Origin of the sequence: Gluconobacter sp. P5E10, from assembly GCF_018812145.1 — a bacterium.
Classification (GTDB): Bacteria; Pseudomonadota; Alphaproteobacteria; order Acetobacterales; family Acetobacteraceae; genus Gluconobacter; species Gluconobacter cerinus.
Genome location: NZ_JACRVZ010000005.1, coordinates 65,376 through 91,555 on the forward strand (window position 1 = coordinate 65,376; position 26,180 = coordinate 91,555).

The window sequence follows — 26,180 nt, forward strand, 5'->3', positions numbered from 1 at the left end:
AAGTAGCCTTGCAGGCATGACCTCAGCCCCCCTCCATACGGTCTCCCCAGACGATGACCGCGCCCTGCTGTCCCTCGCATTCCGTCTGGCCTCGGAAGCAGCGGACATCATCAACGAAATCCGTGCCCGAGGCTTCCTCACGGAAGTCAAGAAAGACGCCTCTCCGGTTACGGAGGCAGATCGCGCCTCTGAAGACCACATCCTGCGTGGCCTGCGCACCGCGTGCCCGTCGCTCGCTGCGATCGGAGAAGAGGAAATGTCCGCAGGGATTGAGGTTACAGCCGGGGACGCCTACTGGCTGGTGGACCCATTGGACGGAACCCGCGGCTTCTCGTCCGGCGGCAAGGACTTCACCGTCAATATAGGCCTGATCCGTGGCGACAGACCCGCTCTGGGCGTCGTCGCACTTCCAGGATACGGACTGATCTACAGCGGGGGCATAGGGCTCGGCGCGCATCGTTTCGATGGCACGACCAGTACCCCTATCCACACGGCCAAGCCTTCCGCTGAAGGGCTGCGCGTTCTTGCGTCCAGCCATCATGGGAATACCGAGCTTCTTGAGCGGTGGCTCGCCGGACGGAAAGTCGCATCCATCGACAAGCTGGCCTCCTCCGTAAAATTCATGCGCGTCGCAGAAGGCGCTGCGGATTTCTATCCCCGTTTCGGCCCGACAATGGAGTGGGACACCGCCGCCCCGCAGGCCATTCTCGAAGCCGCAGGGGGGAGCCTGCTGGATGAAAACGGCCAGCCCTTGCGTTACGGTAAGCCCGACCGCCTGAACTCTTCATTTTACTGCACCGGAGGCGCTTCGTGAGCGAGACCCTTAACACGGAATGCCTGACTGCTGACACAAACGGAATCCGCCGCGCTGCAGAGCTTCTGAAGGCCGGTAAGCTCGTCGCCTTCGGAACCGAGACCGTTTATGGCCTGGGGGCGCTCGCGTCGTCCGACACTGCAGTCGCGCGTATTTTTGCAGCCAAGGGACGTCCCCGCTTCAATCCCCTCATCAGCCATCTGGCAGATGCAGAAAGCGCCTTTGCACAGGCAGATCTGCATGGGCGGATCAAAGACATGGCGTATGCGCTGGCCGACAAGTTCTGGCCGGGGCCCCTGACGATGGTCCTGCCCCGCGGACCACACTCCACTGTTTCGGACCTGGCGGCCGCTGGCCTGAACACGCTGGCCCTTCGCGTCCCCCGAGGCAAAACGGCTCTTGCCCTCCTCCGTGAGGTTGGCGCCCCCATCGCAGCGCCATCTGCGAATATTTCCGGGACTGTCAGCCCGTCAGACGCCTCGCATGTTCTGCGGTCTCTGGATGGACGGATTGATGCCATTCTGGATTCTGGTCCGTGCTCCGTCGGAGTAGAAAGCACCGTTTTGGATCTCACACGCGATACACCTGTCCTGCTCAGGCCGGGTGGCGTGACACTGGAAGAACTGACGGCTCTCTGTGGCCCAATCCAGCATCCGGACGATTTTGCCGAAGCGCTTCCCTCTTCCCCTGGCAGGCTGGCGTCTCATTATGCGCCCTCCCTGCCAGTCCGCCTTGACGCCTATGACGTCCGCCCCAACGAAGCACTGCTGGCCTTTGGCCCGGCGCTTTCCAATGCTGGCTTGACCTGGAATCTGAGTGAAACCGGGAGTCTGGAAGAAGCTGCAGCGCGCCTGTTTGCAGGATTGCGCTTTCTGGACGCAGAAGGCACCAAACGCGGACTGACATGCATCGCGGCACAGCCCATTCCCCGTCAGGGTCTTGGGCTTGCAATTCGGGATCGGCTACGGCGTGCGGCTGAACCACGCCCACTTTCTCAAGCTCTTGGCTGACACATGGCTGAGAACCGCTTCGACCCCAAAGATATCAAAATTCTTTCCGATATTCTCGCGCTGGTTCTCGCAGAGCCGTCTGGTTCTGCCCAAAATGCGCTCGAAGCACTCCGTCTCCGTGCCAAACGCAATAATCTGTCAGGCGGCGCACTCAAAAACCTGTTCGCAAGCCTTGCTGCTGACACCGGACGCCAAAACGCAGCCGACCGGGAAAAACAGTTCCGCCAAAGAATTTCCGATCTTGAGCGCGAACTACGACAAGCCCAGGGTCACCTCCGGTCCGCTCAGGGCGCCCTCAGTCATACGCAGATGGAGAGCCGAGCTCTCATGACGGAGATCGCGACGCAGCGTGCCCAGCGCCCATGGCGTTACATTACAATTGCCTTTGGGATCAGCGCGGGGCTATTGCTTGGGATCGCGACAAGCCAGTTCTACCATAGCCTGACAGACCGGCCTCCGATTGACCGATCAGTCTACTTCCGCTGATACCGTTTTGTTTTTTTGCCTTTCTCCCGTCACAGGCTAAGGATAGATGAAGGGCCATGGCCTCTTCCCCCGGCGCTGCAAAGCGACATCTGCTGCCCCTTCTTGACCGATACGTTCTCCGCCAGCTTGTCATCGCCCTTCTGGCGCTGACAGGAGGAGCCGTAGCGCTCATCTGGCTGACACAATCGCTGCATTTTGTCTCGATGATTGTTCAGCATGGGCTGTCGCTGCGCGTCTTCCTGCAGCTTACCTCTCTGATGTTGCCGTCCTTTGTGGCGGTCATTCTGCCGATCACAACTTTCCTCGTGATCCTCTTCACCTATCAGCGAATGTCCGGCGACCGGGAAATGACCGTCATGCGCGCCGCTGGCCGTTCCCCCCTGGAACTGGCACGCCCTGGCCTGATCTGCGCAGGAGCCTGCGTCGGCCTGTGCTACGTTTTGACGCTCTGGCTGGCACCGGTGTCCTATCACGCGTTCCATCGATACGAATTCCAGATCCGCAATCAGATGGCCGCCTTCCTGCTTCAGGATGGTGTTTTCACAAAGGTCTCGGGGGACATGACCGTGTATGTCCGCTCCCGGGATTCCAACGGGCTGCTGCACGGTGTTCTGGTGGAAGATGATCGTGATCCAGATGCCCATACGACCGTTCTGGCCGAACGGGGCACGATCGTAACCGTCAACGACAAGCCTCGCGTCGTCCTTTACAATGGCTCTCGTGAAGAAATTGACCGGCATACAGGGCGACTGAACGTCCTGACATTTGGCCGCAACACGATTGATCTAACGTCGTCCCGCCAGAACAACCATGAAGAGCGGGACGCATCGGAAATGCCATTGCACGATCTATTCCACCCGGATCCAAACGAGGTGTCCGAGCGTGACAGGGGCAAATTTGCGGTCGAAGGGTGGCATCGCCTGACTGCGCCACTGACTGTGCTATCCTTCGCCATGATCGGGCTTGTGGCTGTTCTTCGGGGGACGTTCTCCCGCCATGGAAATATCACCCGTCCTCTGATCGCCATTCTGACAGTCGTGGGGCTTCTCGCACTTTCACTCATGCTCCAGAATTTTGCTGGCAGAAATCTTGCTCTTGTTCCCCTGCTCTGGGTTGCAGCCCTTCTTCCAAGCATCATCTGTGCAGCTCTTCTGTTCGCCGAGCAGTGGACCGGAACCACGCGCCAGACTGGACGCCCCTCATGAAATCCACCACTGACGGGTATCGCAGCTGGTTTTCCACGCTCATCCACACCCTGAGACCACAGGAAGCGGAAGTCGGGTTTTCTACGACCCTGGCGATCTACATCGCACGTCATTTCACGTTAAATACGCTGTCGATGGTTCTGGCTCTGACAGGGCTTGTGTCCCTGTTCGACTTCATTGATCTGCTCAGACGCGCCGCAACCCGCCCCAATGTGCCCACCAGCCTCATTCTTGAAATCGCAGGGCTGCACATTCCGTATTACGTCATTTACGTGCTGCCGTTTGGTATTCTGCTTGGCGGAATTGTCTGCTTTTCCCGCCTGACACGGTCGTCCGAACTCATCGTTGCCAGAGCCGCAGGGATCTCTGCCTGGCAGTTTCTTGCCAGCCCTCTCTCCTGCGCCCTCCTGATCGGTCTGTTCACAACCACCGGCATCTCAGCGCTTTCCTCGTCGATGTATCGGCAGGCGGAGCTTCTGGATCAGTCTTATCTTCGAACGGGTGGTGGCGTTCTCACACTCAAGGGTGGCGAACTCTGGCTCAGGCAGGCCGACGATGGACTGACCCCACACGGCGTTGCCATTCTCCACGCCCAGAACGTCAAACTTGCGCAGGATACGCTCGATGTCTCTGGCGTGACCATTTTCCGCTTGGATGACCGGGACCGTCTGATCGTCCGCGTCGAAGCGCCAACCGGAACACTCGCCCATCAGCAGTGGAGCCTGAATGATTCGTCCCTGCTGCATCCGGATCATCTGCCGGAAAAAATCGGAACCCTGAGCCTTCCGTCCGATCTTACGGTCAGTCGCATTCAGGAAAGTTTTGCATCGCCCGATACGCTGTCGGTCTTTGCTCTACCCAGCTTTATCTCCCTTCTGGAGCGATCCGGCTTCCCTTCAATTCGACACAGGTTACATTTCCAATCGCTTCTGGCTCTTCCCATCCTTGCTGGTACAATGGCATTGGTGTCCGCAGGGTTTTCGATGCGTCCCGCACGACGCGGCGGAGTGGCCCGGATGCTGGGATCGGGAATTGCTGCAGGCTTTGCGCTTTTCACGATCTCGAAAGTGGCTGAACAGTTTGGTGAATCTGGCGCTTTGCCGCCGGTTCTTGCCGCATGGGCGCCCACGGGCGCAGGGCTCTGCCTTGCGGTCGCGCTTTTGCTGCATATGGAGGATGGTTGATGTCGGTGCCCCGGTGGCTCCCAAAACGCGCCCGCAGATGCGTCTCTCTTGCAGGCGTCGCCCTGACGGGAACTGCGCTCGTGGCGCCGCAGGACATGTTTGCCAATACGATGCAGCGCGACAATTCGCATATCATCGTCATTGGCAAGCCGACGTCCGAGCACGACCCTCTCACCTATCTGGCTGACAGCGAAAGCTACGCAAAGAACGGTCTCGTCACATGGGAAGGCAATGTCCGCATCTGGCAGGGCGACCACGCTCTCCGTGCCGACAAGATCACCTATGACCGGAACACAGGCGTTCTGGCAGCGCGCGGCCATGTCGCCATCATGGAACCAGATGGCAGCACCACCTATGCCGTCTATATGGAATTCAGCCATGGCATGCATGACGGCATCGGCACGTCCATCTACATGCAGATGCAGGACAATGCGAAGCTGGCCGGCAACGGCATGCGTCGCACCAATGGTCTGATCAATGATCTCTCACATGCCGTTTATACGGCGTGCAAGATCTGCGAAACAAATCCTGACGCTCCCCCATTCTGGCAGTTCCAGGCCTATGGCGCCACACAGGATGCCCAGCACAAGCGTATCGAGTTCAACCATGCCTGGTTGAAAATGCTCGGCCTTCCAGTGTTCTATTTTCCGTTCTTCTCAATGTCCGACCCTTCGGTCAAACGACAGAGCGGCTTCCTGATGGCCGGTATCAGCCCGCATGACCGCTATCTTGGAACGTATTTCACCCTTCCATATTTCTGGGCCATTGACGACAGTCAGGACCTCACCGTTCGTGGACTGGTCTCCACAAAGACCGGCCCGGAAATCACCAGCGAATATCGCCGCCGTTTCAACTTTGGCACGCTGGATATCACGGCCGGTGGAGCATACGACACCAACCGAGAGAGCCGCTACGTCAATACGTTCGGAAACAACGTCAACTCTTCAGGCGAATACGGCCTTCAGGGTTACGTGTTCGGTCAGGGTAATTTCGCAATCAACAAGCATTGGCAGGCGGGCATCAACGTCAATCTGGCGACGTCTGCCAACTACATGCGAGATTACCGCGTCCCTGGTTACGGTCAGGAATCGCTCAACTCGAACGTCTATCTTGAAGGCTACGGCGTAGGTGCCTACGCCCGCCTCGACGCACAGGCCTATCAGGGCCTGAACCAGGGCGTCATTCAGAACTCCGAGCTGCCATGGGCACTGCCCCGCTTCACCTACGCCTATCAGGGCCAGCCTGATGCACTGGGTGGGCGTTTCAGCATGAACACCACAGACTTTGACGTGTACCGTACAAAGGGCGTGTCTGATCAGCGTGGCCAGCTTCAGATGCAGTGGGACCGACCGTTCCACAACAGTCTGGGCCAGCAGTGGCTTGTAACGGCACGCTTGGACTCAAACGTCTATCGGGCCACTCGTCTTGCACAGCAGCCGACCTATTACGCCGTTGGCGGCACAAAAATTACAGGGCAGGTTCTGCCAACCATTGCCGTCAAAATGAACTGGCCGTTCCTCCGGTCTTTCGCCCGCGGTCGTGGCACGCAGGTTCTTGAGCCTATTGTTCAGCTGATTGCCGCACCTAACACCGGCAACTCCGCCAACAGCAATATGCCGAATGAAGACAGCCTGACGTACGAATTCACCGATACAACCATGTTCTCCCTAAACCGCTATGCCGGTACAGATCGCCTCGATGGCGGATTGCGCGGCAATATCGGCGTTCATCAGAGCTGGACGTGGAACGGCCATTCCATCGACATGCTGGTGGGTGAAAGCATCCAGGAGCACATCACAAAGAACCGCATTCCGTATTCCGGCCTGGATCATCACCTTTCGGACCCGGTTGGCCGTGTGCGCTTCACACCCAACAAGTACCTCGATGTAACGGCCCGCGGTCGTTATAATCCATGGACTCATCAGGTGGACTACGGCGAAGGCCTGTTCAGCGCCGGCATCCCGGCTTTGCGCTTCAGTGCCGGCTACCTCTATGCCCCGGTGACACCGTATTATTATTACGCCACCAATTATCGTGAGAGCGGCGTAAACTCGCCCTATCTGGTCAAGACGAACGAAATTACGGGCAGTGTCTCTACCCACTGGCGCCAGTATCATGCGTCAGGCTTCTTCCGTCGCAGCCTGTCCCGGAAACAGTTCGTCGCAAATGGCGGGGATATTGGGTATTCCAACGACTGCTTCGGGCTGGATATCATGTATATCAAACAGTACACACGGATCGGCGGCGAGCAGCGGAACACCACTGTGATGTTCAACTTCACGTTCAAAACGATCGGCACTTTCGGAATTAACGGCTGAGCATGTCCAAGACCCATCGCATCGCATCTACTGCCCTGGTTGCCCTGCTGGCCTTCTCTGCGGCGGCTCCAACCGCTGTGGCGCATGCTGCACCCGCACACAAAAGTGCTCCCAAAAAGGAGCAGGCACCCGCAGCGAAACCGCCTGAAGACCAGATCCTGGCTGTTATCAACGGTCAGGTGCTGACCCAGCGTGATGTGGATAACCGCGCCAAGCTGTTCGTGCTTTCCACCGGCCTGCCCGTCAGCCCGGATGTCATGAACCGCATGCGCGGCCAGATCATTCACCAGTTGATCGAAGAACGCCTGAAGACTCAGGAAATGCTCAAGCGACACATCAATGTCGAGCCTGAGCAGATTGCCGGAGCCATCAGCAACATCGAACAGCGCAACGGCATGCCCAAAAATGCCCTGCGTGACCGTCTGGCATCCGATGGCGTTTCCCTGACAACGCTGATCGATCAGATCCGTGTGCAGATTGGCTGGATGCAGGTCCTTCGTGAACAGTTGGGCGAAGGGGGCCGCATTACAGCCACCCAGATCGCACAACGTGAGCAGGCCCTTCAGGCTGAGCAGGGTCGCGCGCAGTACATGATGAGCGAAATTTTCGTTCCTGTTGCTGACCCGCGCCACGATGAAAACGAACTCACATTCACACGCACCATCATCTCCCAGCTTCGCGAAGGCGCGCCCTTCCCGATTGTTGCCGCGCAGTTCTCGCAAGCACAGTCTGCTCTCGATGGCGGCTCCATGGGCTGGGTGCAGGAAGACAACCTTGACCCACAGGTCGTGAATGTCGTGCGACAGATGCCAATTGGCGCCATTTCCAACCCGATCCAGGTTGCTGGCGGCTTTGTCATCGCAACAGTTCAGGCCAAACGTGTCGTCGGCAAACAGATGGGCACGCTCGTTGCCCTGCGTCAGGCCTTCTTCCCGTTTGATGCGCCGCTGAACCCACAGAACCCTACACCTCAGCAGCAGGCAGCTCTTCAGAAAGCGACGCACGCTGTCGAAACGATCCATAGCTGCGATGCTCTGGAAGCGCTTAACAAAGCCCAGGGTGAGAAGCGCCCCAGCAATCCCGGAACTCAGGTTCTGGAACGCCTGGCGCCCCAGATGCGCTCCATTATCGAGCCTCTGCCCATAAACAAGGTGAGCCACCCGCTGGTGTCCATGGATGGTATTGCCCTGTTGATGGTCTGTGACCGCCAGCAGAAAAATCTGGCACAGCAGACACCGGGGGAAATTGCCGATCAGCTCATGAACGAGCGCGTTGAGCAGGCGTCCCGTCAGCTCCAGCGGGATCTACAGCGCCGGTCCATCATCGATATCCGCCCCGCAGCGAAGCCGGCTCTCAACTGACGTGAGCCTTCCTTCTCTGAAAGAGTCCATCCAGGCTTACGGTCTGGATGCAAAAAAATCCCTCGGTCAGCACTTTCTTCTGGATCCCGGAATTTGTGCCCGGATCGTCACCTTGGGTGGCGATCTGACGGGGCGAAGCGTTGTTGAAATCGGACCTGGTCCTGGTGGCCTGACACGCGCTCTGCTCGATAGTCCGGCAAGCCGCGTCGATGCTGTGGAAATTGATGAACGCGCGTGGCCGCTGCTCGAAGAACTGACCGGGCACTATCCGGATCGTCTGCATATTATCCGGCAGGATGCTCTGAAACTGGATGCAGCGAGCCTTGCCCCTGCTCCCAGACAGATCATCGCTAACCTGCCTTATAATGTTGCCACGCCCCTTCTTGTTGGCTGGTTGAGACAGGCCCATTCTTGGGAACGCCTGTCGTTGATGTTCCAGCTTGAAGTTGCTGAACGCATCTGTGCTGAGCCAGATACGTCTGCTTACGGGCGGCTTGCTGTCCTGGCTCAATGGTGCGCGTCCTGCTCCGTGGCTCTGCGCATTCCACCCGGGGCATTTTCCCCACCGCCCAAGGTCCACTCAGCCGTTGCGGTTCTCATTCCGCATGTAGAGCAGCCCGCACCAGAGCTTTTCCGTGCGATGGAGCGCGTTACAGCCGCCGCGTTCGGACAGCGCCGCAAGATGCTACGCTCATCTCTTAAATCGATTGGTGGGGAAGCACTTCTGGACGCTGCGGGTATCGAGCCCACACGCCGGGCTGAAACCCTGAGCGTTGCAGAATTTGGCCGCCTTGCAGAGCTGCATCTTGCCCGCTCCCGCGCCTGAGAACCTTCCTCGCTGTCGTTGGGCCGTAACAGACCCCCTTCTTCGTCAGTACCATGACGAAGAGTGGGGTGTTCCGATCCGTGATAGTCGTGAACTGTGGGAGACCCTCGTTCTGGAAAGCTTTCAGGCTGGCTTGTCCTGGGCAATTGTTCTGAAACGGCGCGAAGGATTTCGAAAAGCCTTCGCTAACTTTGACCCTGAAAAAGTAGCACTCTTTACGGAACAGGATATCGACCGCCTCATGCAGGATCCCGGCATTATCCGAGCCCGTGCCAAGATCAAAGCCACCATAGGCAATGCACAAGCCTACCTCGCCATGAAGGAACAAGGCGAAGATTTCGCAGATTTCATTGCCTCCCTGGTCCCGGATGCTCCGATTTATAATTCAACCGGAGCGGTCCTGGCGCAGTCGCCTCTTTCAGTAGCTGTGTCTAAAGCTTTAAAAGTCCGGGGCTTTCGCTTCGTGGGACCTGTCATCGTGTATGCCTGGATGCAGGCCGTGGGTCTGATCCACGATCATGACCCATGCTGCTTTCGCTACAAACCCCAGGTTTAAAAACTCAGACCGCGCTTTTCGCACGCTCACTTTCAAACATGTAATCACGGGTCAAAGGCACGGCATCCACGGACCGTGTCAGCTGAAGCTGAAAATTCATGTGCCCTTGCACGCGGAACGCCAGCTCGCTCCCCACGAGATATAACTCGAACATCCGCACAAACCGTTCGTCATACAGATCAATAATTTTCTGTCTGTTGGCCTCAAAGCGCTTACGCCATTCTGCAATTGTCTTGGCATAGTGCAAACGTAGAACTTCGCAGTCCGTCATCCAAAGGCCAGTGCGCTCAACAGCAGCCAGCGTCTCGCTTAGAGACGGGGAATATCCGCCGGGAAAGATGTATTTCTGGAGCCAGGCGTTAGTCGTTCCAGGCCCGTCCGTTCGGCCGATCGAGTGGATTAAGGCCACACCATCCGGCTTCAGACATTCCTTGATTCCGCGAAAATAGCGCTCAAATTGCGGCTGCCCAACATGCTCGAACATTCCGACTGACACGACACGATCGAACTCGTGGTGAACGTTGCGGTAGTCCATGAGCTCGAAACGGACCTGCCCTTCCAGCCCCTCGGCGCGCACCCGAGCCCGCGCTTCCTCCAACTGCTCCTTGGAAAGCGTAATACCGACAACCGTTGCGCCATATTCTTTTGCCAGCGTCAGCGCCAGACCGCCCCAACCACAGCCAATATCCAGAACTTCCAGTCCCGGACGATTGAGATTCAATTTGGAGGCAATGTGTCGCTTCTTCGCGATCTGAGCCTCCTCAAGCGTCATGTCTTCACGCTGGAAATAGGCGCAGGAGTATTGACGGTCCTTATCCAGGAACAAGTCATAAAGGCGACCATTCAGATCATAATGATGCGCAACATTCCGGCATGACCGTTTCAGGGAATTCAGCCCCTTGAAAGGTCGGAGAAGATAACGGAGTCGATCCTCGATCTCTTCAAAAACATGACCGCCTTGGGTGATGTTCGCCATGAGGACGATCATCAGTGTCTCAAGAGTGCATCCTTCCGGCGCAAGTTCGCCAGCCATGTATTCTTCGCCAAACGCCAACCCGGAATTAATAACCAGAGAACGCTCAGCCTGTTTTGTTTTGAGATGTAAGCCCGCTTCAACGCCGGGTAAGGCCCCACGATAGGTTTGTATCGTGCCGTCACTGAACGTGACTCGCAGTGTTCCGACCTGAATAAATTTCTTCAGAACGAAATCGAGAATGGGTTTCACGCCTGTCTCCCTCCTGTTCACGCGTCATGACAAGACATGACACAGTCTTCAGTTGCCGGACCGGGAGAGCAGACATCAAAAAACCCGGCGCGGGAATACCCGGCCGGGTTTTCTGTTGGCTATGCCAGCGAAATCAGCCTTCGGCTTCTTCCGTGACTGCAGCTTCGGCAGCAGCTTCTTCAGCTGCGTTCTCTGCCTGCAGTTCGCCGAGGATGTTGTCATCCTCTTCTTCCACGCCAACGGCTTCACCGCGGGCCTGGCGCTCAGCTTCTTCAGCAGAACGTGCAACGTTGACTGTCAGCGGAATGGAAACTTCCGGGTGCAGTACGATGCGGGCTTCCGTCAGGCCAAGAGACTTGATCGGGTGAGCCAGAACAACCTGCTGACGAGCAACCGTAAGGCCAGCATCCGTAGCAGCAACAGCGATATCACGCGTGCTGACGGAGCCGTACAGGTTGCCGCTGTCACTTGCCTGACGGATGATGACGACAGACAGGCTGTCCATACGTTCGGCAAGACGCTCAGCTTCTTCGCGCTTCTTGATGTTCAGCGCTTCAAGCTGGGCGCGCTCCGTGTCAAAGCGCTTGCGGTTTGCGGCCGTAGCACGCATCGCCTTGCCTTGCGGAAGCAGGAAGTTACGGGCGTAACCCGGCTTCACGGAAACAAGATCGCCCATCTGGCCGAGATGCTCGACCCGCTGGAGCAGGATCAGTGCGGTCTGGGACATGGTGCTCTCCTCAGCTTACGACGTAGGGGAGCAGGGCAAGGAAGCGGGCACGCTTGATAGCCTGCGCCAGCTCACGCTGCTTCTTGGCCGAAACAGCCGTGATACGGCTCGGCACGATCTTGCCACGCTCAGAGAGGAAGCGGCTCAGAAGACGCACGTCCTTGTAGTCGATCTTCGGCGCATTCGGGCCGGAGAACGGGCAGGACTTACGACGACGATAGAAAGGACGGCGTGCGCCGACAGCCGTGCGACGGGCTGCTGGGTTGACGTCGTTCACGTCGGTGGTGGTTGTATCGGACATGTTTCTTACTCCGCTCCAGCCGCCTCACGAGCATCGTCCTGCTCGCCGCGTGCACGGTATTCTTCACGGTCTTCGCTGCCACGACGCGGGCCGCCACGGCCGCTCTCGAAGCGACCAGCCGGCTTGGAGCCGCCACGGAAGCTACCACGGTCGCCGCGGTCATCATTCTTGCGAGCAAGAACCGGGGACGGAGTTTCGTCGATTTCGTCAACGCGAAGCGTCAGAACGCGAAGCACGTCTTCGTTCAGGCCAAGCTGACGCTCAACTTCACGAAGCGTATCCGGCGTGCAGTCGATACCGAGCAGGACGTAATGGCCCTTACGGTTCTTCTTGATGCGGTATGCGAGCGAACGGAGACCCCAGAATTCGCGCTTCTGGATGGAACCACCATTCTCGGTCAGCAGGGCTTCAATGGTCTCAACCAGGCTCTCGACCTGTGCCTGAGACACATCGTTACGTGCGATGAGCACGCTTTCGTACAGTGGCATGAAAACTCCCTTCGGATAAGGTCAACCCAACTGGTCCAGCCCGTGCCGGAGACAGTGCAATCTTTGGGGAAAGCGCGGGTATAGCCGGCGCGACGCCACATCGCCCGGCAGGGAAAGGCTGCATTAATCATGCAGCCTAACGGAAATCAAGGATAAACTCAGAGTCGACGCAGCTCTGCCGGGACATATTCGTCAGGAACGTTCCAGATTTCCTGAACAACATACTGAATTACAAACCCACATTTCTGATAATTGGTCAGAGCTCTGGGATGATCCAGTGTGCAGGTATTGACCCGCAATCGCCAGCACCCTGCCGCAAACGCCTGAGAAATCGCGGAATCCAGCAATGCCCGACCTAAGCCATGACCAATCGCTGCTGGCAGAAGTCCGAAATACGCCAGATTAGCGTCTCCCCCCTCTCTCAGATCCAGTTCGTAAAACCCGAGAGGCGTACCATCTGCCTGCCAGAGCACCATGAAGTAAACGTCAAGATCATGGACAATTTCAGCAAGTTTTTCGTCCGGCATCGGACGACGCATCCACCAGCAATATGCCTCACCGACTTCCCGATAAAGCTTGCGGTATAGCGGCAATGCCGGAGGGAGAACTCTCTCAAGAGAGACCCCCTCTGGCAAAACCGGAGCTGGGCGGCTTGCCCTCGTCTCCAGAAAAGTCACACCCACTTCAAAACGGGTGGATGATCCCTGCGGATGAAGCCAGGCCGGCAGCATGACCCAGACGATCAGTTATCGTCGAGGAAGGAACGCAGCTTGCGGCTGCGGCTCGGGTGCTTGAGCTTGCGAAGAGCCTTTGCCTCAATCTGACGAATACGCTCACGCGTCACGTTGAACTGCTGGCCCACTTCCTCAAGGGTGTGGTCCGTGTTCATGCCAATACCGAAGCGCATCCGCAGAACGCGCTCTTCACGTGGCGTCAATGATGCCAGAACACGCGTGGTTGCTTCACGCAGGTTGGTCTGGATCGCGGCATCCAACGGAATAACAGCCGTCTTGTCCTCAATGAAGTCACCGAGATGGCTGTCTTCCTCGTCGCCAATCGGCGTTTCAAGGGAGATCGGCTCCTTGGCGATCTTCAGGACCTTCCGGACCTTCTCCAACGGCATGCCGAGCTTCTCAGCCAGCTCTTCTGGAGCAGGCTCGCGCCCGATCTCATGCAGCATCTGACGGGACGTCCGCACCAGCTTGTTGATCGTTTCGATCATGTGCACCGGAATACGGATCGTCTTGGCCTGATCGGCGATAGAACGCGTGATCGCCTGACGGATCCACCAGGTGGCATAGGTCGAGAACTTGTAACCACGACGGTACTCGAACTTGTCCACAGCCTTCATCAGACCGATGTTGCCTTCCTGAATCAGATCCAGGAACTGCAGACCACGGTTCGTGTACTTCTTGGCAATCGAGATCACGAGACGAAGGTTAGCCTCGATCATTTCCTTCTTGGCACGCGTGGAGTCACGCTCACCACGGGAAATGGTCGCATACACACGACGGAATTCCCCAACCGGCAGGCCAGTCTCGTGAGAAAGCGCCGCAAGATCAGCACGCATGGACCGGATCTGGTCCAGGTGCTTGGTTGTCAGCGTCTTCCAACCCTTACCGGGCAGAGTGCAAATAAAATCAACCCAGGTTGGGTCCATCTCGCGATTACGATACTTCAGCAGGAAGTCGTCACGCGAAATCTTGCAGCCCTCAGCCAGACGCAGCAAGCGGCCTTCGAGGTTATTCAGACGCTGAACATGCATCTTGATCTGGGCAACAAGCTCTTCAATCCGGTTGTTATGCAGGTGAACCTGCTCCACCAGACTGACCAGTTCATGGCGCAGCTCTTCGTAGATGTTCTCAGACTTGTCCGAGCTTTCCTCACCGGCCGTTAGAGCCTCCAGACGCTTGACCTGAAGCTGACGCAGCTTGTGATACAGCGGCTCAATGGCCTCGAAACGAGCCAGGATTTCTGGCTTCAGCTTCTCTTCCAGAGCAGACAGGGACAGGCCACTGCCTTCCTGCTGGTCACCGTCGCCTTCTTCGGCATCGTCGTCCGTGGCGTCTTCGTCAGCCGCAGCTTCCTCGCCTTCCTCGCCCTCTTCGCCTTCAGGACCCGGACCGACAGCCTGACTGGCTTCCAGATCGACGATGTCACGGAGCAGCATTTCGCCGTCCTTGAGGCGTTCATGCCAGGAAATGATCGCGCGGATCGTCAGCGGGCTTTCGCAAAGCCCGCCAATCATCTCGTCACGACCCGCTTCAATGCGCTTGGCGATCGCGATTTCGCCTTCGCGGGACAGGAGCTCTACAGACCCCATCTCACGCAGATACATCCGAACCGGATCATCCGTGCGGCTGGCAGCCTCGGCATCAATATTGCCGCCCTGAGGCTCGTCTGATTCCTCAGCTTCTTCCTTGGCTTCTTCCTGAGCCGGCTCAGCTTCGTCCTGTTCTTCGTTTTCCAGAACCTGAATGCCCATCTCTGACAGAGCTGCCATCACGTCTTCGATCTGCTCAGAGGACATCTGGTCCTGCGGCAGAACGGCGTTCAGCTCGTCAAAGGTAATATGGCCACGCTCACGCCCTTTGGCGATCAGCCGCTTCACGGCAGCGGATTGCGTATCAAGAAGAGTGGCATCCCCCTCCTGTTCCTGCGCGTTCCGATCCGTACCAGAGGCTGTTTTCGTCGCCATGCGTCTCTCCCTCAACTCCACCGAAAGCAAGCAATTCGGCAGCGTGCAGGTGGTCGATCCTGAGCCGTAAGTCAAGGTTTAGACGAAAAAGAAAGCAACTTCAGGGCAATAAAAAACGTTAGCCCCGGCCTTTTCACCCTTCTTCTTCAACATCCTCACCTCGCCGCAGCGCTTCCAGAACCCTCATCCGCGCCAGCAGGCTTTCCGGAAAAGATGAGTCTCCGCCCCCTCCACCAGAATAGACCTGCATGATGGTTGCCTGAATGTCATTGGCCACTTCGCGCTCGAAATTGCGAAAATTTACAAGCCCGTAAAAGTGCCACCAGCTCTCCACGACATCGATCTTGAGAACTTCATCCCTGTCTTTTCCGAGCCCCACTTCCCGAGGCATCGGACTTTCTGTCACGGCCGCCACGATATCCGTCAGCCCATGAGCCTCGATCCAGCGATGGCAGTTCTCTTCCGTCAGATCCTCGTCCTGACAACTCCAGTCCAAAAGGGCGGAGCGAATCCGATCCAGATCCACCGGGAGAGCCAGACTGCTATAGGCCTGCTCTACCTCCGGAAGAATATCCGGATAGCGCAGCAGCATCGCAGTCAGAATGTTGAGACGCTCCACACTCCCCTGCTCGATATGCCGCATCTCGCCAGGGGCCTGCGTTGAAAGAGGCAGCGGCGCTCCTTTCTTCTGGAACGGCTTTTTGCTTCCACCACCGCGCCTGAATCGCGCGAAAAACATATCCAGAAACGTACTGCGATACTCAGACGCAAGTGCCCGATCCGGGATCAGCTTTGACAGAGCAACAAGCTTCTCACGCAACGCCGCCCGCTGATCGGGACCGGGATCAACCATTCCCCCTGTCATCAACCCGAACAATTCAGTCGCTAAAGACGTCGCCCCAGACAGGGCTTCCTTCATGGCCGCAACGCCGCGTGTACGGATCAGACTGTCCGGGTCATCTTTAGGGTCCAGGCGGCAGAACCTGAGCGTTCGTTCGGGAGACAGCAGCGGAAGCGCGACTTCACAGACCCGCAAAGCGGCGCGGGCTCCTGCCGCATCACCATCCAAACACAGGATCGGAGAGGGCGTCATGCGCCACAACAGATCAAGCTGCTCTTCGCCCAGCGCAGTCCCCAACGGCGCCACAGCACCGCCAAAGCCTGCCTGGTCCAGAGCAATGACATCCATATACCCTTCAACCACAACAAGCTCAGCGCCCTTGTGGACAGCCTCACGCGCCAGATCGAGGTTGTAGAGTGTGCGCCGCTTGGAGAAGAGCGCCGTTTCCGGACCATTGAGATATTTTGGTTGCCCGTCCCCCAGGGTGCGCGCGCCAAAAGAAATCAGCTTGCCGCGGCGATCCCGGATCGGAAACGTCACGCGATTGAAAAACAGTTCCCCTTTGGGCTGTCCCCGGTCATCCACGCGCAAAATACCCGCCTGAACTAGCATTTCAGGCGTCACATCATGGGCGCGCAATTCTTCAACCAGATGCCGCCCATCGCCAGACCACCCCAAACCAAACCGTTCGATAGTCGCGTCACTCAGTCCACGCCCACGCAGATAAGCAAGCCCTTCCCGTCCTTCCGGAAGGAAGAGCCGACGCCGGTAACTGGCCTGAACAAGGGACAGAACATCGCCAAGAGATTTGACCTCCCGCGCACGCGCCTCACTCCGTGGATCCTGCTTCGGAACTTCAAGGCCTGCTTCAGCGGCTAGTTGCTCAACAGCCTCAGGGAAACTCCGGCCGTCGCTCTGCATGACAAAGGAGATCGCATCGCCATGCGCGCCACAGCCAAAGCAATGAAAATGATCATCATAAACGTAGAAAGACGGCGTCTTTTCCCCGTGGAAAGGACAGCATGTCTTCCAGTTACGACCGGAGCGAACCAGCTTGTTGCGACGCCCGATCAGGGAGGCCAGCGGCGTTCGATTGCGGAGTTCGTCCAGAAAGGCGGCGTCGAATGCCATCGGGCAGCAGGAGCCTTTCAATCAGTTCCGTCGGAAGAGATGGCTCTTACAAGCCTGAGACAGGAAAATCCACTCTGGCTCGAACAGCGAGCATTCAAAGAAAAACAGAAAGGTTACTGGCCGTTTCCAAAACAATCGTAGCCGTTTTCCTGATCTGGAAACGATTACAATATGACAACTAAAAGAAATTTTTTTCTTTTGACACCCATCAATGGAAGAGGCGCAAATATAGCGTCAATATGGCAGTCGAACGAGGTGCAGGCCCCTGCATCCCTTTAGTGGGGTGGATGAGTCGCGCCTTCACAAAAGATTAAAGACGCAGGATCTCAACCTATGACCGTAAAAATCACGGTACTAAAAGAACAGGACGAAGGCGGTGAACGTCGCGTCGCCCTGATCCCGCAGGTTGTCGAGCGCCTTAGCAGCCTCGGCGTCTCTTTCGCGATGGAAAACGGGGCCGGTGTCGCCTCTTCCTATCCGGATGAAACCTATAAAGACGTAACCCTTTCAACAGACCGGAAGGCTCTCCTCGGCGATGCGGATATTGTCCTCGCCGTTCAGCCTCCCACCATTGAAACCGTTCAGGCCATGAAGCCCGGCGCCGTTCTGGTGTCTTTCATTTACGGCCGAAACCACCCTGATCTGGTCAAAGCCCTGCGGGACCAGAAAGTCACCTGCTTCGCCATGGAGCTGGTTCCCCGCATTTCCCGCGCACAGGCCATGGACGCCCTGTCCAGTCAGGCCACCCTTGCCGGCTATTACGCCGTTCTGCTCGGGTCCGTGCACATGACCAAGATCCTTCCCATGATGACCACGGCCGTCGGCTCCCTGCGGGCTGCACAGGTTCTTGTCATGGGCCTTGGTGTCGCTGGCCTACAGGCCCTCGCCACGGCCAAGCGCCTTGGTGCGGTCACGGAAGGTTATGACGTCCGCCCCGAAACACGCGAAGAGGCACAGTCTCTGGGTGCCAAATTCGTCGATACCGGCGTGGATGGCACCGGCAAAGGCGGTTATGCCCGCGAACTGACAGACGAAGAAAAACAGACGGTCCGCAAGGTCATCAGCGACCACATCGCACGGGCTGACCTGATCGTCACGACAGCAGCCGTCCCCGGCAAAAAGGCTCCTCGCCTGATTGATGCCGAGCAGATCAAGGCCATGAAGCCCGGCTCCGTCATCATCGACCTCGGTGCAGAAGGTGGTGGCAACTGTGAAGGCACACAGGCTGGCCAGACGGTGCAGGTCGGCCCGACCACAATCGTTGGTCCGATCAATGTTCCGTCCATGCTCGCCCTCCAGGCCAGCGAACTTTATTCCAAGAACATCATGCATCTGCTCCAGCAGATCCTGACCAAGGATGGTCAGATCCAGCTGGATTTCACGGATGAAGTCATTTCCGGCACAGCCCTGACTCATGATGGCTACATCACGAACGAAGGCATCCGCACGGCGGTCGATCCGAATTCCCCGGCGCCGCCCGCACCGCAACCCCCTGCCCCGGCTGCCGCCCCCGCCGCACCGGCACAGGCTTCAGGACAGGAGGCCGCACGATGATCACCGCAATGACCTTCATCATCGCGCTCTACATCTTCATGCTCGCGGCTTTCACGGGCTACGAGGTCATCAGCCGCGTGCCCTCCATTCTGCACACACCGCTGATGTCCGGCTCGAACTTCGTGCACGGCATCGTGGTCGTGGGTGCGCTGACAGCCCTTTTCAACGCTTCTTCTGTGCTCGAACAGGTTGTTGGCTTTCTCGGCGTCATGATGGGTGCTGGTAACGTTGTCGGCGGTTACGTCGTGACAGACCGTATGCTGGCCATGTTCAAGCCCAGTGACAAAGCTGCTCCGCAGAAGGGAGCACAGAAATGATCCTCCTCGAATATATCGTCGCTATCAGCGCCCTTATCGCCTCCGGCCTGCTGGTCTACGGCCTCAAGCGCATGTCCTCTCCCGTCACGGCCGTTTCCGGCATTGTGACGGCGGGTTGGGGTATGCTGTTCGTCACGGCAGCCAGCTTCCTCGGCATCTTCAGTGTTTCTGAAGCCGCAAAACCACATCTGGTCGTCAACGTCATTCTGGCCATCCTCGCCCTTGTCATCGGCGGCGGTTGGGCTGGCTGGAAAGGCCGCAGCGTTGCCATGACGGCCATGCCGCAAATGGTCGCCCTCTTCAACGGCATGGGTGGCGGTGCGGCCGCGGCTGTGTCCGTCATTGCCCTGACCGGCCCGAAAGAGACAGGCATCGTTCCGCTTCTCGTCACTGTCGCTGGTGGCCTGATCGGCAGCATGTCCCTGTCGGGCTCCATCATCGCCTGGGCCAAGCTCGATGGCCGCATGAACAAGCCGATCCGCTTCGGCGGCCAGCGTATCGTCAATGCGGCCGTCTTTATGCTGACCGTCCTGCTCGGCATCATGGCAGCCTTCCTGTATCATCAGGATGGTGGCGGTATTGCCACGCTGCTGTTCTTCATCGGCGCCCTGCTGGCTGGCATCTGCATGACGATCCCCATCGGCGGCGCAGATATGCCGGTCGTGATCTCGCTGTATAACGCCTTCACGGGTTTGGCTGTGGGCCTCGAAGGCTATGTCATGGCCGATCCGGCTCTGATGATCGCCGGTATGGTCGTGGGTTCTGCTGGTACACTGCTGACGGTCATGATGGCCAAGGGCATGAACCGTTCGATTGCCAACGTGCTGTTCAGCAACTTCGGTGAAGCTTCTGCCTCCACAGCAACTGGTCCCGAGAAAGAAGCCAAGTCCGTCGCTCCAAGCGATGCTGCCACGACGATGCGCTATGCGTCGTCTGTCATCATCGTGCCGGGTTACGGCCTGGCTGTCGCTCAGGCTCAGGGTAAGCTGTACGACTTCGTCAAGCAGCTTCAGGCCGCAGGCGTGGACGTCAAGTTCGCCATCCACCCGGTCGCCGGTCGTATGCCGGGCCACATGAACGTGCTGCTCGCCGAAGCCGGCGTCCCGTACGACATGATCTATGACATGGAAGACATCAACGACAGCTTCGCTGACACGGATGTCGCCCTCATCATCGGCGCCAACGACGTGGTGAACCCATCCGCCCGGACGGACAAATCCTCCCCAATCTACGGCATGCCGATCCTGAATGCGGATCAGGCCCGTCAGGTCTTCGTCATCAAGCGTGGCATGGGCATGGGTTACTCCGCCGTTCAGAACCCGCTCTTCTTCCAGGACAACTGCGCCATGGTCTTCGGCGATGCGCAGGCCGTCCTCAGCAAGATGGTCGAAGCCGTCAAGGCTCTCGGCGCATCATAAACCCCTTCTCAAGGAGACACTCTCATGGCTGATACAATGCTAGCCGCCGTCGTCCGCGAGTTCGGGAAGCCTCTCTCGGTAGAGAGGCTTCCCATCCCCGAGATCCGGCCCAACCAGATCCTCGTGAAAGTCGATACCTGCGGCGTCTGCCACACCGACCTGCATGCCGCGGAGGGTGACTGGCCCGCAAAGCCGAATCCACCGTTCATTCCGGGCCATGAAGGCATCGGCCATATCGTGGCCGTTGGCAGTCAGGTCAGCCACGCCAAGATCGGCGACGTAGTAGGCGTGCCGTGGCTCTACTCGGCCTGCGGACACTGCGAACACTGCCTCGGCGGTTGGGAAACGCTGTGTAAGGATCAGGACGACACCGGCTACACCGTCAATGGCTGCTTCGCCGAATATGTCGTCGCAGATCCAAACTACGTCGCTCACCTGCCCAGCAACATCGATGCCCTACAGGCCGCACCCGTGCTTTGCGCAGGTCTGACCGTCTATAAGGGCCTGAAAATGACCGAGGCACGCCCCGGTCAGTGGATGGCTATTTCGGGCGTCGGCGGCCTTGGTCAGATGGCCGTTCAATATGCGGTCGCCATGGGCATGAATGTCGTGGCCGTCGATATTGACGACGATAAGCTCGCCACAGCCACAAAGCTTGGCGCAGCTCTGACCGTCAATGCCAAGGACAAGGACCCGGCAGCCTTTATCCAGCAGGAAGTCGGCGGCGCTCATGGCGCTCTCGTTACGGCTGTGGGTCGCACCGCGTTCTCGCAGGCCATGGGTTATGCCCGCCGTGGCGGCACAATCGTTCTGAACGGCCTGCCACCCGGAGACTTCCCGGTGTCGATCTTCGATATGGTCATGAATGGCACGACCATTCGTGGCTCCATCGTCGGCACACGGCTGGACATGATCGAAGCCATGGATTTCTTCGCCCGTGGCAAAGTGAAATCCGTCGTCACCGCAGACAAGATCGAGAACATCAACACGATCTTCGACAACCTCAAGAACGGCCGCCTTCAGGGCCGTACGGTTCTGGATTTCCGGTCCTGAAACAGGACGCCTGAGACTTTAGAAAGCACACGCCATGTTTGCCATGCAGCTCCGCCAACACCACCAGCCTCTGGAATGGGTGGAGCTGCCAGACCCCGAACCCGGACCGGACGAAATCCGCATCCTCATCGGGGCCTGCGGCGTCTGCCGCACAGACCTGCATGTCGTAGACGGCGAACTCGCCAACCCCACCCTTCCCATCATTCCCGGGCATGAAATTGTTGGCCGGATCGACAAGCTCGGAAGCAACGTTAAAAGCCTTAGCGTCGGGGAACGGGTCGGCATTCCCTGGCTCGGCCATACCTGTGGGCATTGCTATTACTGCACGCACGGGATGGAAAATCTCTGCGATCACCCCCTTTTCACAGGCTTCACCCGCAATGGCGGCTACGCAACCATGACGGTTGCTGATGCAAAATACGCTTTTCCCATGGGTGACAAAGGGGAGGACAAGGATCTTGCTCCCCTGATCTGCGCTGGCCTGATCGGCTGGCGCTGTCTCAGCAAAGCTGGAGACGGCAAAAAGATCGGCCTGTATGGCTTCGGAGCCGCCGCTCACATCATCATTCAGGTGCTCCGCTGGCAGGGACGCGAGGTTTATGCCTTCACTTCCCCCGGAGACACAGAGAAGCAGACATTTGCCCGCTCCCTTGGCGCCGTTTGGGCAGGCGGTTCAGACGAACTCCCCCCCGAACCACTTGACGCCGTAATCCTGTTTGCGCCTGTCGGTGCTTTGGTTCCTGCCGGACTGAAAGCCGTCCGCAAGGGTGGAAAGGTCGTGTGTGGCGGCATCCACATGAGCCCGATCCCGTCCTTCTCATACGATACACTCTGGGAAGAACGTGAAATCGTCTCCGTTGCCAACCTGACCCGGCAGGACGGACTGGATTTTCTGAAACTGGCTCCTGAGATCGGCATCAAGGTAACGAATACGCCTTATGCCCTCAAAGATGCCAATCAGGCTCTGGATGACCTGCGCCATGGTCGCTTTGAGGGAGCCGCTGTTCTCATTCCATGAGCGGACATCACTGCTCTACCCTCGCTCTTAATAGCCCCATCGCCTAAGAAAGACATACTGTGTCACAATAAGGCGACAGGCACTTCATGCGTAAGACAGCTCTTCTCCTGATCGTCTTTCAATTCTGCGGGCGTGCTGAAGCTGCGCCCTGGCAGAATTGCCTTCACGGCGCGGTCTCCGTTCCACTAGAGCACTATAATGCGCCACCCTCCATGCTGGGCAGTATAGACGGATTACCTGCCCGCTTTTTCCTTGCCCCACAGGCAAGCGATACTTTTGTTTTTGCCAATCACACTGTCACGTTTTCGGGCTCAGCTCCTGAAGATGCCGGATCAGAGACAGGCGAAGCGACGGTATTCGTAAAAACGCTTTCAACCGTAAATATTGGTCCCCTCATACTCAAAAATTATACTGCTTATGTGGTGGATTATTCAGTACCCAACACTATTATTCCACCACTCCAGGTCGAATTGGGAGAGCACTTTCTCTCCCATATTTCCACCCTGATTGACCGCTCCTCTCGCAACGTCACGTTCTTTCGATACGACGATGAGAAATGTCCATCGATCGGAGATTTGCTCCCCGCGCCGACAACCAAACTGCACCTCTATCAAGACGGTTATCCACTCTCGAACACGGTTCTTGTTGAACTCAACGGCCATCCAGTTCGGATGAAAATCAACCTAAGCTCCAACCGAACTCTGATCCAGCAAGATACAGCTAGAGCAATAGGTATTGCGCCTGAGCCAAACACAGATGATCCGGTCCGTATCAATGCCAGCAATACAGTTGGTGGCTATCTCCATACGTTCGACACACTGAAAATCGGCCCGTTTCTGCTGTCTCACCCGAAGATCGTCATCGCTTCCACGATTGCCTATGACGAGTTAGGCACTGATGCTCTGAACCATTTCCATATCCTTCTGGATCCACCTCGTGCGGCCATCTGGTTCTCTCCCGCGTCAGACCCTTCTCTCACCAAAGAACCTCCGCTGCCGTGGACGCCCCTCCATATCCGGAAGTATCAGGCAACTGCTCATGATCAGGGCATCGCACCGAAAGATCCCGTTCATTCCGGGAATGATATGTTGAAGACAGCCGGGCCAGATCGATAATACTATTCCGAACAAGAAACATATCACCTGACCATAAAGGCTCGGCCGCCATGAGACGACTGTCCAAAACACTTCGAACCGCCGTACTCGCATCCACGCTTGGCGCAGCATGCATCCCCAGCCCCGGCCAGGCGCAAACTCTCCCGCCCCTGCAAACTGTCTCCGTTTACGGTCAGCAGATCCGTTTCCTGGAAGCTGGTACGGGTCCGGACCTTGTGCTGGTTCATGGACTAGGAAGCAGCGCCACAATGGACTGGGGCAAAGTCATTCCTGAACTGTCCCGGCATTATCATGTCATCGCCATGGATCAGCTCGGCTTTGGCGCTTCGGAAAAGCCGCTGATCGCCTACGGAATTCAGACATGGGTGGACATGCTGGATGGCTTCCTGAAAGCACGCCACATCACGCACTTCATGCTTGCCGGAGAATCCCTCGGCGGCTGGATTGCGGGACTTTACACAATTGAGGCGGCACAGAATTCCTCCATGGCCATGCCCGTGCGCCTCATCCTGAGCGATGCCGCTGGCCACAAGTCCCTCGTCGAACATGGTCTTCCCCTGTTCGGGCCGGTCTCATTTTCTGGCATTCGCACGGGGCTAAGATGGCTGTTTTACAACAAAGCCCTCATTACAGATGAACTGGTTCTGGCAACATTCCAAACCCGACTGGCCGAAGGTGCGCAATACACGCAGGAGAGCTTTGCCAGAAATGCCAATGCGCCAGACACCTTTCTCGATGACAGCATGAAGGCCATTCATGTTCCCACACTCGTGATCTGGGGACAGAATGACCAGGTCATTTCACTGGCCGACGGCCACGATTTTGCCGCAAAAATTCCCGGAGCACATCTGACGGTCATTCCGCAATCAGGGCATGCCCCCAGCATTGAGCGACCCGAGGCTTTTCTTAAAGCCGTCGAGCCGTTCCTAGCAGCGAAGTAGTACCCGCCATCAGACCAGAGGGGCTGGAATCCCGTCCCTCTGGTCCTGCGCCTCAACATACATCCGCAATACAGCGGGGTATCGCGTGCGGGTTATTTTCTCCAGCATCGAAACTCCCCGCTCCACGTCTCCGGCTGAGATCGCGTCATCCCAGTCCAGAGATAGCAGAACGACAATGCTCTCGGGGCCTCGGGTCTCCGTCACAACCTCATTGATCCCGACAACACCGGGCAATTTCCGCGCTTCAGCGCGCACAAAGGCATCAATTTCTGGATTGCTCTCACCCACAAGAAGAGAGCGCGTCTCGTTGGTCAGCAATGCTGCGACCACAACCAGCACGACACCAATCAGCAGCGATGCAATTCCATCCAGAACGTGCAGACCCGTCACTACGGAAAGCACTGTAAACACCAGCGCAATCACCAGACTGACCAGCGCGGCCCCATCCTCAAACAGCACGACAAACAGGCCGGGATCGGCACTCCGACGAATCATTCTCCACAATGAAACCCCCTCACTACGTGGCAGGGATTTCACCGCAGCAACGAACCCATACCCTTCCATGCTGCCAGAAATCGCGAGAATGGCCACGTTCATCCACCATCCCGGAAAGACATGACCCAGGAGATTCACCGGCTGCATTTCCGCCGGATGCATGACCTTCTCCCAACCTTCATAAAGAGACGCGACGCCGCCACCCACAAACAGCGCGCCAGCCACAACCATCGTCCAGAAATACAGCTCGCGATGGTAGCCCAGCGGATGCTCCTTCGTTGCCGGAGCCGCTGACCGCTTCATGCCCACCAACAACAGGATCTGGTTTCCGCAGTCCACAAAGGAATGAACCGTCTCAGCCAACATCGCAGCAGAGCCAGTTAGAAGGGCGGCCATCCCTTTCACGCAGGCAATGCCGAAATTGACACCCAGCGCGATGAAAACGACTTTTGTTGAACCACCAGCAGACATGAAGCCCTCATTTCCGTAAGCAAAGGCCAGATTGGGGACCTCGGATAACCTAAGTCAAACTTCGCGAGCTTTCAGGGGTTCATGACCCCAACATAAAAAAGGCCGCCCACAAGGGACGACCTTCTTCAAGCGACGATGTCTAGCCCGCTTCAGGCAGACAGACGCGCCTTCACAAGTGCACTGGCCTTGGCCGGGTCCAGATCGGCACCAAAACGCTCTTTCAGCGCTGCCATAACCTTGCCCATGTCCTTCATGCTTTCCGCACCTACAGCAGTCGCGGCTTCATCGATGGCAGACTTCAGAGTTGCCTCATCGAGTTCTGGCGGCAGGTAAGCCTTGATCGTCGCGATCTCACCTTCTTCCTTTTCCGCCAGTTCCGGCCGACCACCTTCACGATACATCGTTGCGGATTCAGTACGGGACTTGATCATGGAGCGCAGAGCAGAAATAATCTCTGCTTCCGTCACTTCCCCTGTCTTGGCGCGAGCAGCAACTTCAAGATCTTTCAGCTTCGCCGTGATGCCACGGATCTGCGCCACCTTCTCAGACTGACCAGCCTTCATTGCTGTTTTGAGGTCATCCATGATCTGCGTGCGAAGCGACATGCGTCTTCTCCTGTTTGCGCGG

25 protein-coding genes are annotated in these 26,180 nt (G+C 57.5%); 16 read left to right on the forward strand and 9 right to left on the reverse strand.

Going from position 1 to position 26,180, the window contains the following annotated elements; translation table 11 throughout:
* The first annotated feature begins 16 nt into the window (after positions 1-16).
* Genes KP707_RS11685 through KP707_RS11725 form a run of 9 tightly spaced genes read left to right on the forward strand, consistent with a single transcriptional unit; the run spans position 17 to position 9,760 of the window.
* Positions 17-814: a 3'(2'),5'-bisphosphate nucleotidase CysQ gene (locus KP707_RS11685; protein WP_086632994.1), complete on the forward strand. Its 798-nt coding sequence runs from the start codon at positions 17-19 to the stop codon at positions 812-814.
* A complete protein-coding gene (locus KP707_RS11690) occupies positions 811-1,824 on the forward strand; it encodes an L-threonylcarbamoyladenylate synthase (protein ID WP_211503318.1) in 1,014 nt (337 codons plus the stop codon). The genes KP707_RS11685 and KP707_RS11690 overlap by 4 nt, the downstream gene beginning before the upstream one ends.
* A 3-nt stretch (positions 1,825-1,827) precedes the next feature.
* Positions 1,828-2,310: a hypothetical protein gene (locus tag KP707_RS11695; RefSeq protein WP_086632992.1), complete on the forward strand. Its 483-nt coding sequence runs from the start codon at positions 1,828-1,830 to the stop codon at positions 2,308-2,310.
* Between the two features lie 56 nt (positions 2,311-2,366).
* Entirely contained in the window at positions 2,367-3,515 is a 1,149-nt protein-coding gene (gene lptF, locus KP707_RS11700) for an LPS export ABC transporter permease LptF (RefSeq protein ID WP_046901247.1), read from the forward strand.
* Positions 3,512-4,699 (forward strand): LPS export ABC transporter permease LptG, encoded by a 1,188-nt coding sequence (gene lptG, locus KP707_RS11705; RefSeq protein WP_244591220.1) that lies wholly within the window; start codon positions 3,512-3,514, stop codon positions 4,697-4,699. The genes lptF and lptG overlap by 4 nt, the downstream gene beginning before the upstream one ends.
* On the forward strand, positions 4,699-7,017 hold the full coding sequence (locus KP707_RS11710; protein ID WP_211503317.1) for an LPS assembly protein LptD: 2,319 nt from the start codon (positions 4,699-4,701) through the stop codon (positions 7,015-7,017). Before lptG ends, KP707_RS11710 begins: the two co-directional genes overlap by 1 nt.
* 2 nt (positions 7,018-7,019) lie before the next feature.
* Positions 7,020-8,378, forward strand: a complete 1,359-nt coding sequence (locus KP707_RS11715) for a peptidylprolyl isomerase (RefSeq protein WP_099213214.1) — start codon at positions 7,020-7,022, stop codon at positions 8,376-8,378.
* Position 8,379: 1 nt separating this feature from the next.
* Complete coding sequence (gene rsmA, locus KP707_RS11720) at positions 8,380-9,204, forward strand: 16S rRNA (adenine(1518)-N(6)/adenine(1519)-N(6))-dimethyltransferase RsmA (protein WP_211503316.1); 825 nt, start codon at positions 8,380-8,382, stop codon at positions 9,202-9,204.
* On the forward strand, positions 9,185-9,760 hold the full coding sequence (locus KP707_RS11725; RefSeq protein WP_211503315.1) for a DNA-3-methyladenine glycosylase I: 576 nt from the start codon (positions 9,185-9,187) through the stop codon (positions 9,758-9,760). The genes rsmA and KP707_RS11725 overlap by 20 nt, the downstream gene beginning before the upstream one ends.
* A 4-nt stretch (positions 9,761-9,764) precedes the next feature.
* On the opposite strand, the gene KP707_RS11730 is transcribed toward KP707_RS11725, so the two are convergent.
* The 7 genes from KP707_RS11730 to dnaG all read right to left on the reverse strand — a co-directional run bounded on the left by KP707_RS11730 (position 9,765) and on the right by dnaG (position 17,171).
* A complete protein-coding gene (locus tag KP707_RS11730; protein WP_211503314.1) occupies positions 9,765-10,985 on the reverse strand; it encodes a cyclopropane-fatty-acyl-phospholipid synthase family protein in 1,221 nt (406 codons plus the stop codon).
* Between the two features lie 133 nt (positions 10,986-11,118).
* Positions 11,119-11,712: a 50S ribosomal protein L9 gene (gene rplI / locus KP707_RS11735; RefSeq protein ID WP_064275005.1), complete on the reverse strand. Its 594-nt coding sequence runs from the start codon at positions 11,710-11,712 to the stop codon at positions 11,119-11,121.
* Positions 11,713-11,722: 10 nt separating this feature from the next.
* Positions 11,723-12,013 (reverse strand): 30S ribosomal protein S18, encoded by a 291-nt coding sequence (gene rpsR, locus KP707_RS11740; protein WP_046901240.1) that lies wholly within the window; start codon positions 12,011-12,013, stop codon positions 11,723-11,725.
* A gap of 5 nt (positions 12,014-12,018) precedes the next feature.
* Complete coding sequence (gene rpsF / locus KP707_RS11745; RefSeq protein WP_046901239.1) at positions 12,019-12,501, reverse strand: 30S ribosomal protein S6; 483 nt, start codon at positions 12,499-12,501, stop codon at positions 12,019-12,021.
* Between the two features lie 158 nt (positions 12,502-12,659).
* A complete protein-coding gene (locus KP707_RS11750; protein WP_211503313.1) occupies positions 12,660-13,232 on the reverse strand; it encodes a GNAT family N-acetyltransferase in 573 nt (190 codons plus the stop codon).
* 11 nt (positions 13,233-13,243) lie between these two features.
* A complete protein-coding gene (gene rpoD, locus KP707_RS11755; RefSeq protein WP_064275007.1) occupies positions 13,244-15,199 on the reverse strand; it encodes an RNA polymerase sigma factor RpoD in 1,956 nt (651 codons plus the stop codon).
* 133 nt (positions 15,200-15,332) lie between these two features.
* On the reverse strand, positions 15,333-17,171 hold the full coding sequence (gene dnaG / locus KP707_RS11760; RefSeq protein ID WP_203547625.1) for a DNA primase: 1,839 nt from the start codon (positions 17,169-17,171) through the stop codon (positions 15,333-15,335).
* 333 nt (positions 17,172-17,504) lie between these two features.
* On the opposite strand from dnaG, the gene KP707_RS11765 reads away from it, so the two are divergent.
* The 7 genes from KP707_RS11765 (at position 17,505) to KP707_RS11795 (ending at position 24,587) form a co-directional block, all read left to right on the forward strand.
* Positions 17,505-18,725: an NAD(P) transhydrogenase subunit alpha gene (locus tag KP707_RS11765; RefSeq protein ID WP_211503312.1), complete on the forward strand. Its 1,221-nt coding sequence runs from the start codon at positions 17,505-17,507 to the stop codon at positions 18,723-18,725.
* The gene (locus tag KP707_RS11770; protein ID WP_007282792.1) at positions 18,722-19,042 is read left to right on the forward strand and encodes an NAD(P) transhydrogenase subunit alpha; all 321 of its coding nucleotides are present in this window, start codon (positions 18,722-18,724) and stop codon (positions 19,040-19,042) included. Before KP707_RS11765 ends, KP707_RS11770 begins: the two co-directional genes overlap by 4 nt.
* Positions 19,039-20,460 (forward strand): NAD(P)(+) transhydrogenase (Re/Si-specific) subunit beta, encoded by a 1,422-nt coding sequence (locus tag KP707_RS11775; RefSeq protein ID WP_046901232.1) that lies wholly within the window; start codon positions 19,039-19,041, stop codon positions 20,458-20,460. The genes KP707_RS11770 and KP707_RS11775 overlap by 4 nt, the downstream gene beginning before the upstream one ends.
* Positions 20,461-20,484: 24 nt before the next feature.
* Complete coding sequence (gene adhP / locus KP707_RS11780; RefSeq protein WP_046901231.1) at positions 20,485-21,513, forward strand: alcohol dehydrogenase AdhP; 1,029 nt, start codon at positions 20,485-20,487, stop codon at positions 21,511-21,513.
* A 34-nt stretch (positions 21,514-21,547) separates the two neighbouring features.
* The gene (locus KP707_RS11785; RefSeq protein WP_211503311.1) at positions 21,548-22,531 is read left to right on the forward strand and encodes a zinc-dependent alcohol dehydrogenase family protein; all 984 of its coding nucleotides are present in this window, start codon (positions 21,548-21,550) and stop codon (positions 22,529-22,531) included.
* 86 nt (positions 22,532-22,617) lie between these two features.
* Positions 22,618-23,646, forward strand: coding sequence for a retropepsin-like aspartic protease (locus KP707_RS11790; protein ID WP_211503310.1), 1,029 nt, complete (start codon positions 22,618-22,620; stop codon positions 23,644-23,646).
* A 50-nt stretch (positions 23,647-23,696) separates the two neighbouring features.
* Complete coding sequence (locus tag KP707_RS11795) at positions 23,697-24,587, forward strand: alpha/beta fold hydrolase (protein WP_211506852.1); 891 nt, start codon at positions 23,697-23,699, stop codon at positions 24,585-24,587.
* 9 nt (positions 24,588-24,596) lie between these two features.
* Here KP707_RS11795 and KP707_RS11800 read toward each other — a convergent pair whose 3' ends face one another.
* Together KP707_RS11800 and KP707_RS11805 are read right to left on the reverse strand one after the other, a co-directional pair.
* On the reverse strand, positions 24,597-25,553 hold the full coding sequence (locus KP707_RS11800; RefSeq protein WP_211503308.1) for a cation diffusion facilitator family transporter: 957 nt from the start codon (positions 25,551-25,553) through the stop codon (positions 24,597-24,599).
* A 149-nt stretch (positions 25,554-25,702) separates the two neighbouring features.
* Entirely contained in the window at positions 25,703-26,158 is a 456-nt protein-coding gene (locus KP707_RS11805; RefSeq protein WP_046901226.1) for a GatB/YqeY domain-containing protein, read from the reverse strand.
* Positions 26,159-26,180: the final 22 nt, after the last annotated feature.